At 59.3% G+C, this 16,832-nt stretch carries 19 protein-coding genes; 10 read left to right on the forward strand and 9 right to left on the reverse strand.

The annotated features are described in order from the left end of the window. Positions 1-2: 2 nt before the first annotated feature. From ASC90_RS10995 to ASC90_RS11020, 6 genes are read right to left on the reverse strand one after another with little or no spacing between them, the layout of a single operon-like run. Positions 3-1,637, reverse strand: a complete 1,635-nt coding sequence (locus tag ASC90_RS10995; RefSeq protein WP_056539606.1) for a molybdopterin-binding/glycosyltransferase family 2 protein — start codon at positions 1,635-1,637, stop codon at positions 3-5. Then, a complete protein-coding gene (locus ASC90_RS11000; RefSeq protein ID WP_056539611.1) occupies positions 1,634-2,341 on the reverse strand; it encodes an XdhC family protein in 708 nt (235 codons plus the stop codon). The genes ASC90_RS10995 and ASC90_RS11000 overlap by 4 nt, the downstream gene beginning before the upstream one ends. Then, positions 2,341-2,670: an XdhC family protein gene (locus ASC90_RS11005; RefSeq protein WP_056539614.1), complete on the reverse strand. Its 330-nt coding sequence runs from the start codon at positions 2,668-2,670 to the stop codon at positions 2,341-2,343. The genes ASC90_RS11000 and ASC90_RS11005 overlap by 1 nt, the downstream gene beginning before the upstream one ends. Next, entirely contained in the window at positions 2,667-3,929 is a 1,263-nt protein-coding gene (locus tag ASC90_RS11010; RefSeq protein ID WP_056539615.1) for a VWA domain-containing protein, read from the reverse strand. Before ASC90_RS11010 ends, ASC90_RS11005 begins: the two co-directional genes overlap by 4 nt. A gap of 1 nt (position 3,930) precedes the next feature. After that, on the reverse strand, positions 3,931-4,860 hold the full coding sequence (locus ASC90_RS11015; protein ID WP_056539616.1) for a MoxR family ATPase: 930 nt from the start codon (positions 4,858-4,860) through the stop codon (positions 3,931-3,933). Between the two features lie 18 nt (positions 4,861-4,878). Further along, positions 4,879-5,373 carry a flavin reductase gene (locus tag ASC90_RS11020; protein WP_056539617.1) on the reverse strand — a complete coding sequence of 165 codons (495 nt, stop codon included), beginning with the start codon at positions 5,371-5,373 and terminating at the stop codon, positions 4,879-4,881. Positions 5,374-5,543: 170 nt separating this feature from the next. Between ASC90_RS11020 and ASC90_RS11025 the strand changes: the two genes are divergently transcribed. The 4 genes from ASC90_RS11025 (at position 5,544) to purB (ending at position 9,220) form a co-directional block, all read left to right on the forward strand. Continuing rightward, positions 5,544-6,626, forward strand: a complete 1,083-nt coding sequence (locus ASC90_RS11025; protein ID WP_056539620.1) for a branched-chain amino acid ABC transporter substrate-binding protein — start codon at positions 5,544-5,546, stop codon at positions 6,624-6,626. A gap of 34 nt (positions 6,627-6,660) precedes the next feature. Further along, entirely contained in the window at positions 6,661-7,338 is a 678-nt protein-coding gene (gene rpe, locus ASC90_RS11030; RefSeq protein WP_056539623.1) for a ribulose-phosphate 3-epimerase, read from the forward strand. Between the two features lie 19 nt (positions 7,339-7,357). Beyond that, positions 7,358-7,849: a hypothetical protein gene (locus ASC90_RS11035; RefSeq protein WP_056539625.1), complete on the forward strand. Its 492-nt coding sequence runs from the start codon at positions 7,358-7,360 to the stop codon at positions 7,847-7,849. A gap of 63 nt (positions 7,850-7,912) precedes the next feature. Then, positions 7,913-9,220, forward strand: a complete 1,308-nt coding sequence (gene purB / locus ASC90_RS11040; RefSeq protein WP_056539633.1) for an adenylosuccinate lyase — start codon at positions 7,913-7,915, stop codon at positions 9,218-9,220. A 9-nt stretch (positions 9,221-9,229) separates the two neighbouring features. Here the strand turns inward: purB and ASC90_RS11045 are convergent, their stop codons facing one another. Both ASC90_RS11045 and ASC90_RS11050 read right to left on the reverse strand, forming a co-directional pair. After that, complete coding sequence (locus tag ASC90_RS11045; RefSeq protein ID WP_056539639.1) at positions 9,230-9,727, reverse strand: low affinity iron permease family protein; 498 nt, start codon at positions 9,725-9,727, stop codon at positions 9,230-9,232. Positions 9,728-9,811: 84 nt separating this feature from the next. Further along, positions 9,812-10,615 (reverse strand): DUF2189 domain-containing protein, encoded by an 804-nt coding sequence (locus ASC90_RS11050; protein ID WP_056539640.1) that lies wholly within the window; start codon positions 10,613-10,615, stop codon positions 9,812-9,814. 159 nt (positions 10,616-10,774) lie between these two features. Here ASC90_RS11050 and ASC90_RS11055 point away from each other — a divergent pair, with 159 nt between their 5' ends. The 6 genes from ASC90_RS11055 (at position 10,775) to ASC90_RS11080 (ending at position 16,493) form a co-directional block, all read left to right on the forward strand. Further along, complete coding sequence (locus ASC90_RS11055) at positions 10,775-11,326, forward strand: alpha/beta hydrolase (protein WP_056540231.1); 552 nt, start codon at positions 10,775-10,777, stop codon at positions 11,324-11,326. Positions 11,327-11,766: 440 nt separating this feature from the next. Beyond that, positions 11,767-14,061, forward strand: a complete 2,295-nt coding sequence (locus tag ASC90_RS11060; RefSeq protein WP_200950883.1) for a bifunctional diguanylate cyclase/phosphodiesterase — start codon at positions 11,767-11,769, stop codon at positions 14,059-14,061. A gap of 212 nt (positions 14,062-14,273) precedes the next feature. Then, the gene (purC, locus tag ASC90_RS11065; protein WP_056540235.1) at positions 14,274-15,038 is read left to right on the forward strand and encodes a phosphoribosylaminoimidazolesuccinocarboxamide synthase; all 765 of its coding nucleotides are present in this window, start codon (positions 14,274-14,276) and stop codon (positions 15,036-15,038) included. A gap of 31 nt (positions 15,039-15,069) precedes the next feature. Then, entirely contained in the window at positions 15,070-15,312 is a 243-nt protein-coding gene (purS, locus tag ASC90_RS11070) for a phosphoribosylformylglycinamidine synthase subunit PurS (protein ID WP_056539643.1), read from the forward strand. A 62-nt stretch (positions 15,313-15,374) separates the two neighbouring features. Further along, positions 15,375-16,046: a phosphoribosylformylglycinamidine synthase subunit PurQ gene (gene purQ / locus ASC90_RS11075; RefSeq protein ID WP_056539646.1), complete on the forward strand. Its 672-nt coding sequence runs from the start codon at positions 15,375-15,377 to the stop codon at positions 16,044-16,046. A 48-nt stretch (positions 16,047-16,094) separates the two neighbouring features. Next, positions 16,095-16,493, forward strand: coding sequence for a hypothetical protein (locus tag ASC90_RS11080; RefSeq protein WP_056539649.1), 399 nt, complete (start codon positions 16,095-16,097; stop codon positions 16,491-16,493). Here ASC90_RS11080 and ASC90_RS11085 read toward each other — a convergent pair. Then, positions 16,490-16,753, reverse strand: a complete 264-nt coding sequence (locus ASC90_RS11085; protein ID WP_056539651.1) for a DUF1127 domain-containing protein — start codon at positions 16,751-16,753, stop codon at positions 16,490-16,492. The genes ASC90_RS11080 and ASC90_RS11085 overlap by 4 nt on opposite strands. Between the last annotated feature and the right edge of the window lie 79 nt (positions 16,754-16,832).

Consider the following 16,832-nt stretch of genomic DNA (forward strand, 5'->3'; position numbering starts at 1 on the left):
ATTTAACCTCTTAGAATTCCGCCGGCGGCGATCACCGCTTCCGGCGTATCGACATCCAGATGCGCGCCCTCCCCGATATCGACATCGACCACCGCAATGCCTGACGTCTCTATGATGTGGCGAGCGCCTACGTCGCCTTGAAGCCTTAGCACCGCATCGTGGAGTGAACGAGGCAGGATGACCGGGTTGCCCCGGCTGCCACGTGACATCGCACGGATGATCGATCGTCCATTTGACCGGTGGAACGCCGCGATCAGCAAATCGAGATCGGCGCTGGTGACACCGGGCATATCGGCCAGCATAATCAAAATACCGTCCGCCTGCCACGCCTCGTCCGACGAGCAACCGGCCACGAGCGAAGATGCCATGCCCGAGGCATAGTCCGGATTGTAAACGATCCTCACGTGGAGCCCCGCGAGGGCCGCCTCGATCTCGGCACGCCGAAAACCCGTGACAATGCTGACGGACCTGACGTCGCTGCCAAGTGCCGTCATCGCGGATCTTTGAACGAGGGGAATGCCATCGAACTCCGCCAGAAGCTTGTGAGGCCCGCCCTCGCCCATGCGGCTGGACTTTCCGGCTGCCAGGATCACTGCTGCCACGACGACAGCTCCGGTTGGAGCTTCCTGCGCTTCGCGAAGGCGGGGCCGCGTTTGAATTTCCATCAGCAGGCCTCCGACACCCATCCCGCTGATATCGAGTGCGCTCGGCGACTCGCCCGCCAGGATCCGATCCAGTACCCAATCGAACCCATTTTCCTTCGGGCTGCGCGCGCAACCGGGAGCGCCCACTACGGGAACATCTCCAATCTGGCCGAGGACGAGCAGATTGCCGGGATCGACGGGCATGCCCACCTGTATGACCTTGCCACCGGCACGGCGGATCGCGTCCGGAATAACGTCATCCGCATCGATCACCGCCGACGCGCCAAATACAACGATGAGCTTCGGTTTCTCGTCCGATGTTTCAATCGCTTGGCCGATCGCTTCGGCAACCGCCTCGACCCGATGCGCAACGCGTTTCTCGCGTTCGAGCCGGCTCCCGGATGGTAGGAGCCGCTGGGCGAGGACGCGCGCGGTCTTGTCCATCACGGTTCCCCTGAGAGATGGCAGCTCGGTTGCGATCAGCGACACCGATCGAGCCATGAACGGCTTGACCTCGAAAGCGGATGCCTCACGCAATTCACGACAGGCGACCTGTAGCTTGTGCCCGGCAACGGCAAGCGGAACGATCTTGAAAGTTGCTACCATGTCGTCCTTCCTGACCGGGACATGATCTCCGAGGCAGGCGAGAGTTATGGCAGGATCAACCCTGTTCACCCGGTCGACGGCGGCCCGATTGGCAACGAACAGGCCATCGACGGTCGAATAGACATTGACCCGACCAGTCGTAGCGCCGGAAAAACGCAGGTGGTCAGGGGCAACAGAGCGGGCAAGCTGATCGGCGGCCTCGTTTTCCCCGACGTCACCGGCATCCATACGGGCGGCGATGACACGGTCAATTCCAGAAGCGCGTAGGCTGACGACGTCCTCCGGTCGCAGCACATGCCCCTTGGCGAAGCTGCCGCCGGCAAATCTGACGGAGTGCGCAAGTACAACGCCCTCGGCCTCATCAACGCTAAATTCGCCGAACCTCATCCTGTATCACCTTTGGGTGACGTGACGTCGCGAAACCGCAGTGTCTGGATGATCTCCGCAAGGACGGCAACGGCGATTTCCGCCGGGCTGGCGGCACCTATGTCGAGCCCTATCGGGCCGCTGATCCGGGCGAGCGACACCTCGTCGAATCCGAGGCCACGGAGCCGCTCAAGGCGTGCTGCCTGTGTCTTCCGACTGCCGAGCGCACCGACGTAGAAGCAACCCGTCCGCAGCGCTTCTGCGATCGGGAAGTCGTCGATTTTCGGGTCATGGCTGACCGCCACAACTGCGGTGTAGGCATCCAGAGGATGATCCTCCAGGATATCGGCCGGCCAATCCGCGACAAGATCGATCCCCGCGAAACGCTCGGGCGTCGCAAAGGCGGTTCTCGGATCGATGATCCGGACGTCGAAACCGGCAAGCGCCGCCATCCGGGCAAGAGCCTGGCTGATGTGAACTGCACCGATGATCACAATATTGGCGGGCGGCAGGTGAACATTGACGAAATATCGCCCGCCGTCGACGTCGACACCAACGGATTTTCCCGAACGAAACGCCGCCTCGACAGCATCGCGGAGAGGAGCACTTACGACCTCGCCCTCGATAACGACCAGATCACGGCCACTATCGAGGTTCGTAATCAGAGCTACCGCCTTGCGCGCCCGGCGAGCGTCATTCAGACGCGCAAGATTTCCTGCGTCCATTACCTGAGCCTCTCGACATAGATCCTGATTCTTCCGCCGCAGGACAATCCGACCCGCCAGGCGGTTTCATCTGCAACGCCGAATTCGAGCATCTTCGCCTGACCATCCGCGATCACATCCAGCGCCTCGGCGATCACCGCGCCTTCTACGCACCCACCTGATACGGAACCTTCGAAATTTCCGTCGCCGTCGATCACCAGGTGGCTTCCTGGCTGTCGCGGCGCTGAACCCCAGGTCTCGACAACCGTGGCTATGGCGACATCCCGTCCCTCGCCCTTCCACTCCTCCGCCGTCATCAGCGGATCGAGTCCCAATGACGTCCTTCTCATGTGCTGCCTCTCAATTTTTCAAGATAGCGGCGCGGATCGTGCATCCCGGACTGCGCGATACCAAGCGCCGCCGCGAGGTCGCTGAGCGATGATAGATTGTGGACCGGCCGGAATTCGTCAACGTGCGGGAGCATCGCGCGCACGCCACGCGCGCGCGGCTCGAAGCCGTCGAAGCGCAACAGGGGATTGAGCCAGATAAGGCGGCGGCATGAACGATGCAGGCGGTCCATTCCCTCGGTAAGCAACTCCGTGCCTTCTCGTTCCAGACCGTCGGTGATCAAAAGCACAACGGCGCCCTGCCCCAGCACGCGACGGGCCCAGAGGCGATTGAATTCCTTCAGGGTTTCACCGATGCGCGTGCCTCCGGACCAATCTCTTACCGCGCCCACGCAGTCGTCGATGGCCTCGTCTGGATCCTTGTGGCGCATCTGCCGCGTGACGTTGGTCAACCGGGTGCCGAACAGGAACGTGTGAACGCGGCGTCTCTTTTCCGTCAGCACGTGGAGAAAATGAAGGAATATACGCGTATACTGGCTCATCGAGCCAGATATGTCCGCCAGCACCACCAGTGGCGGCTGAATCTGCCGGATTTCGCGATACCGCGGCAATATGAGCGAGCCTCCATTGCGCAGCGCGCCGCGCATCGTGGCACGGGGATCGACACGCGCATGGACATGCGAGGCTCTGAACCGCCGGGTTCGGACCCTGTCCATCGGCAGTTTCAGCCTGGAGAGCGCTTTCTTGGCAGCTGCGATTTCCAACGCCGACATCTGCGCGAAATCCATCCGCCTGAAAATCTCGCTGCCCGACATAGTAAAGCGGGCATCGATCTCGATATCGGGTTCGTCGCGCGGTGGCCTGCGGTCATTGCGTTCGCCAAGCAAAGCGTCGCTGGCCCGACTTTCGCCAGGCTTCGCCTTTTCCCGCTCACGCGTATCCGGCGCGCGCGGTGACATCATTGCGATCATCTTCTCGACGAGATTGCGCGAGCGCCAGAAAAGACGAAAGGCTTCGTCGAAAACAGCCTTGTCCTCGTGGCGTTTGACGAAGACCGCAAAGAGTGCGGCGTGGAACTCATCGCGCGACCCCATGCCGATTGCGTCGACCGCCTGGATTGCGTCGGCAATGGCGGCCGGTCCGATCTTCAGTCCTGCCTTTCGCAGGGCTCGTCCAAAAAATACGATGTTGTCGGCGAATCGCCCGTCGCCCGCCGATGGAGGCGGCACGACAATTCCATCTCGCCCGCCGCCCGCCTGCATCCTAGCCCACCGCCCTCATTTCGCTCTTGAGGTCCTCTAGGACCTTCGTGCCCTCGCTGCTCTGAATCCGGGCAATGTCGTCCTGATATTTAAGCAATGCTCCGATAGTGTCGGAGATCGTCTCCGGGTCGAGAGCCAGCCGGTCCAATTCGGTAAGGGCAGTTGCCCAATCGATGGTCTCGGCGACGCCAGGGTTCTTGAACAAATCGAGTGTGCGCAGTTTCTGCACATAGGCGACGATCTGATTGGAGAGCGCCACGTTGCAGCCGGGTACCTTGCGGCGGATAATTTCGAGCTCTTGCTCGGCCCCCGGGTAGTCCACCCAGTGATAAAGGCAGCGCCGCTTCAAGGCATCATGAACCTCGCGCGTGCGGTTCGTCGTGATGATCACGATCGGCGGCTCAGACGCCTTGATGGTACCGAGTTCCGGGATTGTAACCTGGAAATCCGATAGCACCTCAAGCAAAAACGCCTCGAATGCCTCATCGGTGCGGTCCAGTTCATCAATCAGGAACACCGGCGCTCTTCCATCTTCCGATGACAGCGCCTGCAACACCGGCCTGCGGACTAGGTACCGCTCGGAGAAAATATCCGCCTCGATCCTGTCGCGGTCGGTCAACCCCGATGCTTCGGCGAGGCGTATCTCCAGCATCTGCGCCGGATAGTTCCACTCATAGACCGCCGACGCGACGTCCAGCCCCTCGTAGCATTGAAGGCGGATCAGCGGCCGCCCGAGTGCCTTGGAAAGCACCTTGGCGATCTCCGTCTTGCCCACGCCTGCCTCGCCTTCCAGGAAGAGCGGACGCTTCATCTTCAGAGCGAGAAAAAGCACCGTGCCCAACGCACGCCCGGCCAGATAGTCCTGTTTCCCAAGCATGTCGATCGTCTCCTCGATCGACGCTGGCAGCGGCGGATGGAATTGATCCGGCATATCTCCTCCCTTTAGGAGTTATAGCGTGTGATAGTCGCGGTTCATATAGAGAAGCGCGGGCCTTGCCTCGTTGAAACGTACCGCGACCACCTCACCGAAGATGATGTGGTGGGTCGACATTTCCTTGATTTCAGTCACCCGGCAATCGAAGGAGGCAAGCGCATCCCACAGGACAGGCGAGCCAGTCACCAGCTTGTCGAATCTGCCCGTCGCGAATCGCTCTTCGTCGTTGACCAAGGTCCGCCCCGAGAAAGCGTCGGCAAGACCCTGATGATGGGCGCCAAGCGTATTCAGCGCAAAGATACCGCTTCGAAAAAAAATCTCGTTCTTGGGATTGCTGTTGTTGAGACATACGAGAATGGTCGCGGGGCTGTCCGATACGGAACACGCCGCAGTTATCGTCACTCCGCGGCGCTGTTCGCCGATTGCCGTCGTAATTAACTGCACGTGGCCGCCAAAGCGGCTCATCGCATCGCGATAGAGGCGCGGATCGATCGGTTGCTTGTTCAACAAGGGTATTCTCCATCCGGCATCGCCGGGTCCGTCGTTTTCTATAATATGAAGGCGATCGGTTACCTTTTCTACACGCGCCGGCGAAAAGCCAAGGCTTCGTGCGTTTTTCTTTGACGATCCGTGCCGGAGAGATACAAGAGCAGAACCAACGACAGCGGACTGCAGCCTTCATGAATACAATGCGTGGCCTGATACTTGTTCCGATGCTGCTGCTGGCGGCCGGAGAAGGCCATGCGGCAGGCTTGACGATCGGTGTTGTCGCCCCGCAGACCGGAAACCTGGCGACGCTGGGCGCGCAGGTCTTCGCCGGTGCAACTGCAAAGATCCAGCAGGACGGCAATACCGTGGTCGCCGTCCCCGAGACATGCGAGGAAAACAGCGGCGCGGCGATCGCTGATGCGCTCATCAATGCCAAGGTGCAGGTCGCGGTCGGTTTTCTCTGTAGTGAAACGTTGGAGGGCGCGCTCCCCAAGCTGAAGGATGCGAACATTCCCGCGATCACCGTCTCGGTTCGATCGCGAATTCTCATGGAGGACGCGCTGAAGAACGGTTGGCCGCTGTATCGCATGGCACCAGCCGATGGGGCAGAGGCTGAAAAGGTGATCGACGTGATCCTTCACCAGTGGGCTGCCCAACCGATCGCCTTGATCGAGGACGGCACCATCCACGGGCGCGAACTGACCGAAGCGGTCCGCAACGCGCTTGAGGAAAAGGGCCTGAAGCCAGTTTTCACCGACACCTACCGGCCCGGCCAGGACCAGCAGATCGCCCTAGTTCGCCGCCTGAAAAAGGCCGGCGCCACCAGAGTCTTCGTTGGCGGGGACCGCAGCGACGTCGCCGTCATCGCTCGCGACGCAGCCGCAGAGAAAATTCAGCTCGATATACTGGGTGGCGACGCTATGCGCGCTGCGGACCAGCCACTACCACTTGCAGACGGCACTCTTGCCGTTGCCCTGCCGGACTATTCGACTCGTCCCGAAGCCGCTGCTGCCGTCGACGCGTTACGCGCCGCTGGTACCGAGGCTGAAGGCTATGTCCTACCCGCCTATGCCGCCGTCCAGATTGCCAGCAAGGCAATACAGGATGCAGCGGCGGATGACCGACCGATTGCCCAACATATTGGTGGTACTGCCTTCGACACGGTAGTGGGCAGGATTGCGTTCAATGCCGGGCACGAACTGGCTGAAAATCCTTACCGCCTTCTGAAATGGCATGCCGGTGCGTTCGTTCCACCAAGCGATTCGAGCGAATAGAACTTGCCGCAATGACTTCTACGGAGTGACCTCAATGAACATGCCCATCCGCATCGCGCCATCCGTCCTCGCCGCAGATTTTGCCAAGCTTGGCCAGGAGGTGCGCGACGTGATCGCCGCTGGCGCCGACTGGATTCATCTTGATGTCATGGATGGGCACTTCGTTCCGAATATTTCGTTTGGTGCCGATGTCATCAAGTCGCTCCGCTCCTACACCGATGCCACCTTCGACTGCCACCTTATGATCGCGCCGGCTGATCCCTATCTGGAGGCTTTCGCCAAGGCCGGTTGCGACCGGATCACGATCCATGCCGAAGCCGGACCTCATTTGCACCGTTCACTGCAGACAGTACGAAACCTGGGCAAGAAGGTCGGCGTGACCCTCAATCCGGCCACACCGCTATCGGCACTCGAAAACGTGCTAGACGACGTCGACCTGATTCTCGTCATGTCTGTGAACCCTGGCTTCGGCGGGCAAAAATTCATCCCCGCCATGGCGGACAAAATTGCCGCCGCAAGATCACTGATCGGCGACAGGCCGATCGATCTTGAAGTCGATGGCGGCGTCACCGTCGAGACCGCGCCTGTGATCGGCAAAGCCGGTGGCAATGTCCTGGTCGCCGGCTCGGCGATCTTCAAGGGTGGGTCGGTCGATGCCTACCGCGCCGCTATCAGCGCCTTGCGCACGGCGGCCGAGGGCAACTCGAAGTAATGGCGAAAGCGGCCTGCCTGTGATCTCCGAACGGCTCAGGGCGGCACGACCGACTCTCGCTGGGCTTTTTGCCGGCGGTGTGTTTTGGGGCGCCCAGATGCTCGTTTCCGCAATGGCGACCCTCTATCTCCGCAACGGGATCGAAACCAGTCACGCCCGCGATCTGGCGACCCTGTATTTCGCCGGCGGCTCGCTGGCATGGCTGTTCATGTTACCCGTCGGCCGGTTCTTTGCGCATCGTCGCTCCGCCGAGACGCGCTTTGCCGCCTTCTTCGTCACGCTCGCCGGCGGCACGATCCTGATGACGGCGTTTCTCTTTGCCATGGACTATCGTGTGTTTTATGCCCAATGGCATGCGCCCTTCGGCACTTTGACCTGGTTTTTCCAGCTCGGGTTCACGGGAGCCTCCGCCGTCTACCAGTTTTCAGTGCTGGGCTTGCCGTTGTTTCTCCCTTTTGGCCTGATCTGCCTTCTCGGCACCAGTTTTGCGCTTGCGAAACGCATCCGTTGAGATTGCCGCCCGTCTTTGCTACAGGGGCGCCAGCATTCCTTTTATGAACGAAAGCAGGAAGCCATGATCCCGCGCTACTCCCGGCCCGAAATGGTCGCCATCTGGTCGCCCGAAACAAAGTTTCGCATCTGGTTCGAGATCGAGGCCTACGCCTGCGATGCACTTGCTGAACTGGGCGTCATTCCGAAATCCGCGGCAAAGACAATCTGGGAAAAGGGCGGCGCGGCAACGTTCGACGTCGCACGCATCGACGAGATCGAGGCCGTCACCAAGCATGACGTCATCGCCTTCCTGACGCATCTCGCCGAGATCGTTGGTCCGGATGCACGGTTCGTACACCAGGGCATGACCTCCTCGGATGTTCTCGACACCTGCTTCAACGTGCAGCTGGTGCGCGCCACCGATATCCTGCTTGCCGACATGGACAAGTTGCTGGAAGCCCTCAAGCGTCGCGCCTTCGAGCACAAGGACACCGTCACGATCGGTCGGTCGCATGGCATCCATGCCGAGCCGACGACCTTCGGCGTCAAGCTGGCGCTTGCCTATGCGGAGTTCGAACGCTGCCGCCAGCGTCTCGTCGCTGCACGAGAAGAGGTCGCCACCTGTGCCATCTCCGGCGCCGTCGGCACTTTCGCCAACATCGACCCGCGTGTCGAAGAGCACGTTGCAGCAGCGTTGGGTCTGAAAGCCGAACCAGTTTCGACGCAGGTCATCCCGCGCGACCGCCATGCCATGTACTTCGCCACCCTCGGTGTCATCGCATCGTCCATCGAGCGCCTTTCCGTCGAAGTCCGACACCTGCAGCGCACCGAAGTCCTGGAAGCCGAGGAGTATTTCTCTCCGGGTCAGAAGGGCTCGTCAGCGATGCCCCACAAGCGCAACCCCGTCCTGACGGAAAACCTTACCGGCCTTGCGCGCATGGTCCGTTCCTACGCCATGCCTGCGATGGAAAACGTTGCACTGTGGCACGAGCGGGACATTTCACACTCCTCGGTCGAGCGGATGATCGGGCCAGATGCGACGGTCACGCTCGATTTCGCCCTTGCCCGGTTAGCGAGCGTGGTCGACAAGTTGCTCGTCTACCCCGAGAATATGACGAAGAACCTCGACAAGTTTCGCGGTCTCGTTCATTCGCAACGCGTGCTGCTCGCTTTGACTCAAGCCGGTGTGTCTCGCGAGGATGCGTATCGGCTAGTTCAGCGCAATGCGATGAAGGTCTGGGAACAGGGCAAGGATTTCCAGGAAGAGTTGCTCGCCGACGCCGAAGTCCGTGCCGCGCTTTCAGAGGAAGATATCCGCGAGAAATTCGACCTCGGCTATCACACGAAGCATGTCGACACGATTTTCAAGCGGGTGTTCGGCAAAGCCTAAGCGCTGGAATCACTTTCCGGACGGCGCCCTCTGTGGCGCCGTTTTTCGCTTCTGCTTGCCCTTCGAAACCGCCTGTTTCTTTCCCGCCTCTGCCGCGCGCACCGTTTGCTTGTCGGCATTGTTGCTTGCTTGACGACCACCCGCCTGCCGTCCTTGTGCTGCTTTTGCAACCAGCCGGTCGAGATGTTTGAGATCCTCCTCATCAAGGTTCTCAATGCCAATGAAACGGTTTTCCGCGTGGCTCGTCAGAATGATCTCGTCAAGCTTTGCCTGGATTGCACGCGTATCCCGCGTCTGGGCATTCTGTAGCACGAAAACCATCAAGAAAGTAACGATTGTTGTGCCCGTATTGATGACGAGTTGCCAAGTTTCGGAGTAGTCGAATACAGGCCCAAGCCCGGCCCAGACAACGACTGACAAGAGCGCAACGACGAAGGTTACGGGCTTACCGGCCCACCCCGATATCTTGGTGGCGAAGTGCGCAAAGATATGCTGTGCGGTAGCCATAAAATTCCTCCCTCAGCGACTGCAAACAAACTCTGAAGGAGGTTCCCGGGTTCCCGCGCGCCACTTCGGTCCGCCACTGGTCTGTCAAACGACCGGCGGCGCCACGAGCTTGCGGTAAAGGTGCCAGGTTGAATGACCGAGGATCGGTATCACCAGAGCGAGCCCGACGAAGATCGGGATCGTGCCTATGATCAGCGCGGCCGCGACAATAACGCCCCAGAAGAAAACCGGCACCGGGTTGGCCACTGTTGCACGGACTGACGTCTCCATGGCCGAAACGAGCCCCACGTCGCGGTCCAGCAGGAGTGGGAACGTGACGACTGTGGTCGCTAGCACGACAACTGCGAAGCCAAGGCCGAGTACATGCCCCCAGGCAATCAACTGCATGCCTTCCGCGGTCCCCAATATCTGCGAGGTGAAGACCGAAACAGACCGTGGGAACACGTCGCCGAACACATTGGCGTAGAGCGTCTGTGCGGCAACAAGCCAGACAACGAAGAACCCGAAAAGCAGCAGCCCGCCGGTCACGATCGACGGAAACGCCGGCGATTTCGTCACTTCGAGCGCGTGTGTCCAAGACGTATCAAGCCCGGCCTCACGGCGACGACTGATCTCATAGAGCCCGATAGCCGCGATAGGACCCATCAAGGCAAAACCCGAGATCAATGGGAAGATCATTGGCAAAAGATTGGCACTGGATGTCGCCAGCGCGAGGAAGACGCCTGCTATCGGATACATCAGGCACAGAAATACATAGTGGGACGGCTTCTCCCGAAAGTCTTCCAGACCAAGTCGCAGAGCGTCGTAGACATCCGCTGTGCTGATCTTGTTGACGACCGGACGTGCATAAGTTTCGTTCGCACCTGACATAACATGGAATGCCGTCATGGCTTTCTCCTCCTCGGCCAAGATCGCCGGCGGTAACGAGGTTTTCGGCAGCAAGGCCGACACGAAACGCAACCGGCACCGACAAAGATAACAAATATGGGAGCTGTTGTCCCGCGCTCCCTTGACATCGCGCTCAAGCTTTCTCACATCGGCGACATCATGAAAGCCTCAGACGCCGATATCCTTATCATACCGGGTTACACCAACTCGGGCCCTGACCACTGGCAGAGCCGCTGGGAAACCAAACTCAGCACTGCACGCCGTGTGGAGCAGGCTGAATGGGCAAAGCCCGTTCGCGACGACTGGGCCGGCCGCATCGCCGAAGAGGTAAATGCCTCCTCCCGGCCCGTCGTGCTCGTTGCGCATTCGCTCGGAATCCCGTCTGTGATTCATGCGATACCGCATTTTCGCAACAAGATTGCCGGCGCCTTTCTCGTCGCGCCTCCGGATGTCGCCAATCCCGGTATCCGCCCGAAGCATCTCATGACGTTTGGCCCCTATCCGCGTGATCCGCTCCCATTTCCAACGGTAACGGTTGCCAGCCGCAACGACCCCTTCGGCACGTACGAGCATGCAGACGATATCGCTGCAAGCTGGGGATCGTTGCTGATTGATGCGGGAGAATCCGGACATATCAATGCCGAGTCAGGTCACGGTCCCTGGCCGGAGGGCACGATGGTTTTTGCGCAATTCTTGAGCCGTCTTAAATAACGGGGCGAACTCCGGGCTGCTTGGGAATTCTAAAGTCGACAATTGTTACAGACTTCGTGGAACTTTTTGCTTTCTGCCAAGTTCTAGGGATGCAACGCACGCCCTAACACGTTGCGCGCACAACCGGCGCCCGCCCTGGGTGTCGGTTCGCCCCAAGGCCCGGTGCTCGCCCTAGCACCGGGCTTTCTCGTTTGACCACGGAACTTTTTCCACAGTCAGCGGTTGAGCATGTGACGGGATTTCGTTTTTCGCTTTATCCATTGCATCGCCCACTGCAGCTTGCCCCTTTCACGGAGGCCATCGCATCGCAATACATTTGGGCGTCGACCATCATCTAATTGAAAATGCTTGAACATCTTATATTCGACATTAAGAGCAATTTAATGCAATAGCCGCAAACTATATCCATATTGGAAAGGCGAGTGCGCAGCTTGAAGCAGATGAATCCGATCCGACGGGACAATGCAATTGATGAAGCTGACGCGGCGCACGGCGACGAAGTTGCCGACAAGTCCGCCAGCAGTCTTTCCGAGCGCGAGAGCCGCTGGAACTATGCTCTCGTCGGATCCGGCCTCGGGGTTTGGGATCACAATCTCCGCCTTGGCACCCGATACTACTCTGAAACCTGGAAAGCTATCCGCGGGATGGCTCCGCACGACGAGGCGGACGGCGACTACGAAGCGTGGATCGCGCTGATCCACCCCGACGACCGCGATTTTGTCGTAACGGCAATCGAGCGCCAGAATGCCGGCGATCGGAACTATCAGATATTCGAGTATCGCGAGCGCCACAAAAACGGCCACTGGGTCTGGATCGAATGCCGCGGCGCGTGCGTCGAATGGGATGAAAATGGCGCGCCGGCGCGCCTGGTAGGCACCGACACCGACATTACTGCGCGCAAGGAGGCCGAGGAGCGCCTCGCGCACCTTTCGAGGCGGCTTGATCTGGCGCTGGATATTTCTGACATTGGAGTGTTTGAGGCCGATATCGATAACGGCGATGTCGACTGGGACGAGCGTCTGATGACAATCTACGGCATCGACGGCATGTCGCGGACCAGCGCCGGCGATGCATGGACAGAGGCGTTGCATCCGGACGACCGGGCACGTGTCGAAGCGACGCTTGCTGCCAGCATCGAGACCAATACGGATTTCCAGCATGAGTTCCGCATCATCCGCGGGGACGGCGCTCAACGCGTCATTCGAGCCAAGGCAGCGTTCTACTTCGATAGCGACGGTCGCCGCAAACTGATCGGTGCGAACTGGGACGTCACCGACGAGGTCCGCCTCAATTCCGAGCTGCAGCGTGCCAAGGAGCTCGCCGAAGCCCGGAACCAGGAGCTTGAAACAGCAAAGGAAAGCATCGAGCACCTCGCGCTACATGATTATCTTACCGGTCTCCCAAACCGCAGGTATCTCGACAGGATGCTCGACGAGCGGTCGACAGAATGCCGGGAAAACGGTCTGACGCTCGCAATCCTCCACATCGACCTCGATCGCTTCAAGCAGATCAACGATACACTCGGTCACCGGGCGGGCGACGCGATGCTGAAGCACGCGGCTGAGGTATTGCGGCAGAATGTTCGAGCGAAGGATTTCGTCGCGCGCATTGGGGGCGACGAGTTTGTCGTCCTGTGCACGCTCGACGTCACGCCGAAGAAAATCTCGAATCTCGCCGAACGTGTTATCCGCGAGCTCTGCAAACCTATCCGCTACGAAAACCACGACTGTCGTTTCGGCGCGAGCATTGGCATCGCAACCGAAAGCGGTCCGGCCCTTGATGCGAAACAGCTGTTGCTCAACGCCGATATTGCGCTCTATCGTGCCAAGAGCGGCGGACGCAACCGACATGAGTTTTTCTCGACCGACGCACGACGCCGTATCATCGCCAGCAAGCGGCTTGCCGACGATATCCTTCTCGGACTGGAGCGTCAGGAATTCGTTCCCTTCTATCAGCCTCAGTTCGACGCACGCACACTCGATGTCACCGGCGTCGAAACGCTGGCGAGATGGCAGCACCGAGAGCATGGGATGCTGGCGCCAGACCGTTTCCTGAAAATCGCCGAGGACCTCGACGTCGTATCCACCATTGACGGTCTTATTCTGGAGCAGGCGCTGATCGACCGCAAGCAATGGGCCAAGGAAGGCATTGTCATCCCGAAGGTCGCGGTTAACGTCTCCTCGAGGCGCCTTGACGACCCCAATCTGGGAAAGAAGCTTCGCGCGTTGAAGATCGAGCCAGGAACGATCTCATTCGAGTTGCTGGAATCTATTTCGCTCGACGATTGCGACGATGCGGTAATCGCCAATCTGAAGCAATTGCGCAGGCTTGGCGTCGATATAGAGATTGACGATTTCGGAACCGGACACGCTTCCATCGTCAGTCTGCTGAAGCTGAGCCCCAAGACGCTGAAAATCGACCGCGAACTGATCCGGATGCTGCCAAGTTCCGCCGAACAGAGGAAGCTGGTTCGCTCGATCATCGACATCGGCAGATCTCTCAGCATCCTCGTGACGGCCGAGGGCGTTGAAACGATGGAGCACGTACGCATCCTCGCCGATCTCGGCTGCGACATGCTTCAGGGCTATGCCCTTGCCCGGCCGATGCCTGCATCGCAGATCCCTGCCTTTGTCCGCGCAGCATCGTGGCGTGGCGTGGAAAATGGGGCACGTGGTGTCCAGGCCGAGCTGCTTCGATCCGTCAAGAACTCCCGCTCTGGGCAAGGGCCGCAATAAAGTGCCTACTGGCACCCTCATTTCGTTGCCATGAAAAAACCTGTAAGCTGTTCTCAGAACTTTCGATTCTCTCAGCGGCACTCCGGCGGACCGGATTCCGGGGAAGGAGTGACAGGCGGATTGTGAAACCCTCGCTTTTCCTTTAAGGGGACGCCACGAGATCGATGCACTCGCGCTATCCCAAGAGCGCCAACGACAAGAGAATAATTGCAATGAACCGTCGCCGCCGTATCTACGAGGGCAAGGCCAAGATTCTGTATGAAGGCCCAGAGCCAGGCACTCTGATCCAGTTCTTCAAGGATGACGCCACCGCCTTCAACAAGAAGAAGCATGAAGTCATCGATGGCAAGGGTGTCCTGAACAACCGCATCTGCGAATTCATCTTCAATCATCTGAACAAGATCGGCATTCCGACGCATTTCATCCGTCGGCTCAACATGCGCGAGCAGTTGATCCGCGAAGTCGAAATGATCCCGCTCGAAATCGTCGTGCGCAACGTCGCCGCCGGCTCGCTGTCCAAGCGCCTCGGCATCGAGGAAGGCGTGGTGTTGCCGCGCTCGATCATCGAGTTCTATTACAAGTCCGACGCCCTCGATGACCCGATGGTTTCAGAAGAGCACATCACGGCCTTTGGCTGGGCGAACCCGGCCGAACTCGACGACATCATGGCGCTTGCCATTCGCGTCAACGATTTCATGACCGGCCTCTTCCTCGGTGTCGGCATCCAACTTGTCGACTTCAAGATCGAATGCGGCCGCCTTTACGAGGGCGACATGATGCGCATCATCCTGGCGGACGAGATTTCACCCGACTCCTGCCGTCTCTGGGACATCGACACCCAAGAGAAGATGGACAAGGATCGCTTCCGGCGCGACCTTGGCGGCCTCCTCGAAGCCTATTCCGAGGTCGCCCGCCGTCTCGGAATCATCAATGAGAACGAACCGGTACGCGGCACCGGCCCCGTGCTCGTGAAGTAAAACATCTGGTCAAGAAGACAGGGAAGAAAAAGTGATTAAGGCTCGTGTAACCGTCACGCTGAAGAACGGCGTTCTCGATCCGCAGGGCAAGGCAATCGAAGGTGCGCTTGCCGCCCTTTCGTTCGACGGCGTCGGCCATGTCCGCCAGGGCAAGGTTTTTGATGTCGAACTAGAGGGTGCCGACAGGGCCAAGGCCGAAAGTGACCTCAAGGCTATGTGCGAGAAGCTTCTCGCCAATACCGTTATCGAGAACTACAGCATTTCCCTCGACTGATTGCCGAGCGTCTCGACGCTTCGAGAACTGGCAATCGTACAAGCAAGGTTTGAACCGCACCCATGAAGTCCGCCGTCGTTCAACTCCCCGGTCTCAACCGCGATCGCGATATGATCGCAGCCCTCACCAAGGTCTCCGGTCACGCGCCGGTGACGATCTGGCAGACGGAGACCGATATCCCCGATGTCGATCTGATCGTCATCCCGGGTGGCTTCTCATACGGCGACTACCTGCGGTGCGGCGCGATCGCAGCGCGGATGCCGGTCATGCAGGCAATCATTGAGAAGGCCAGCAAGGGTGTCAAAGTCCTCGGCGTCTGCAACGGCTTCCAGATCCTCGTCGAGGCCGGCCTCCTGCCCGGCGCCCTGATGCGAAACGCCTCGCTGAAGTTCGTTTGCCGGGAGATCAAGCTGGAAGTGGCAAACGCCGAAACCGACTTCACGCGCGCCTATGCCAAGGGCCAGGTAATCCGTTGCCCCGTTGCGCATCACGACGGCAACTATTTTGCCGACGCTGAAACGCTGGCAAAGGTCGAGGGAAACGGCCAGGTCGTTTTCCGTTACGCGGAAGGGACAAACCCGAATGGGTCGATCAACGACATTGCTGCCGTTATCAACGAAAAAGGCAATGTTCTCGGACTGATGCCGCATCCCGAAAACCTCATCGAAGCAGCACATGGCGGCTCGGACGGTCGGGGTCTGTTTGCTTCGGCTCTCGATGTAATAGCTGCTTAACCTTAAGCGCTTAAGAGGCCATTCATCCGGTCCATTGGAGCAAGATTGATGCGCCCTCGCCTCGCCACCACGCATGTTCTCGCCATCGCTGCGACTGCCGCACTGGTCGCCTCCTGCCAGTCAAAGGCGCCCGCAAGCGTTGCGGACCGCAGCGCACTTTCGACGATGGAACGTGTGGCCTTGGGCGCCAACTCCTGCTGGTTCAAATCGGGGGATGCGGCATTCACTGCCTACAAGCTGGCGCCCGAGCTAAACTCCTTCTCCGGTCGCCCACGCATTCTCATCGTGCATAAGGGTAGCCCGGAAAGCCGCCCTCTTCTAGTCGTCCAGGCCGAGGGCAACCCCTCCAAGCTCGATGCCTTCGGCCCGATGATGGGTTTGCCCGTCGCGCCACGGATCGCCAAGGACGTTACCCGCTGGGCATCCGGAAACAAGGCCTGCGGCTAATCCCAAAAGAATGACTTGCTTACCTCCTCGCGCGCTTCAGCCCGTGTAACGCCGATATCCGCCAGTTCTGCATCCGTCAAATGCCTGAGAACGCTCCGGCTTGCGCGCTTCTCGCGCCGGGATGCCATGCGTTGCAACACAGCTGAAAGGAAGCCCTTTTTCCGGACGGTGCGAGTAGCAATATTCGAATGAAAATGCACTGATTGCACCTCCGTCACCAGTAATGCAATCGGCCTTTCAAAATCGGGAACGGCAGACATTCTTCTCTCCAGTCGATCATTGTATCGATTATTCCAATAAGCTTGACGGAGAGACGGTGACAATATAGTGAATTGTCAT

Source organism: Rhizobium sp. Root1220 (assembly GCF_001426265.1).
Taxonomy (GTDB): Bacteria; Pseudomonadota; Alphaproteobacteria; order Rhizobiales; family Rhizobiaceae; genus Rhizobium.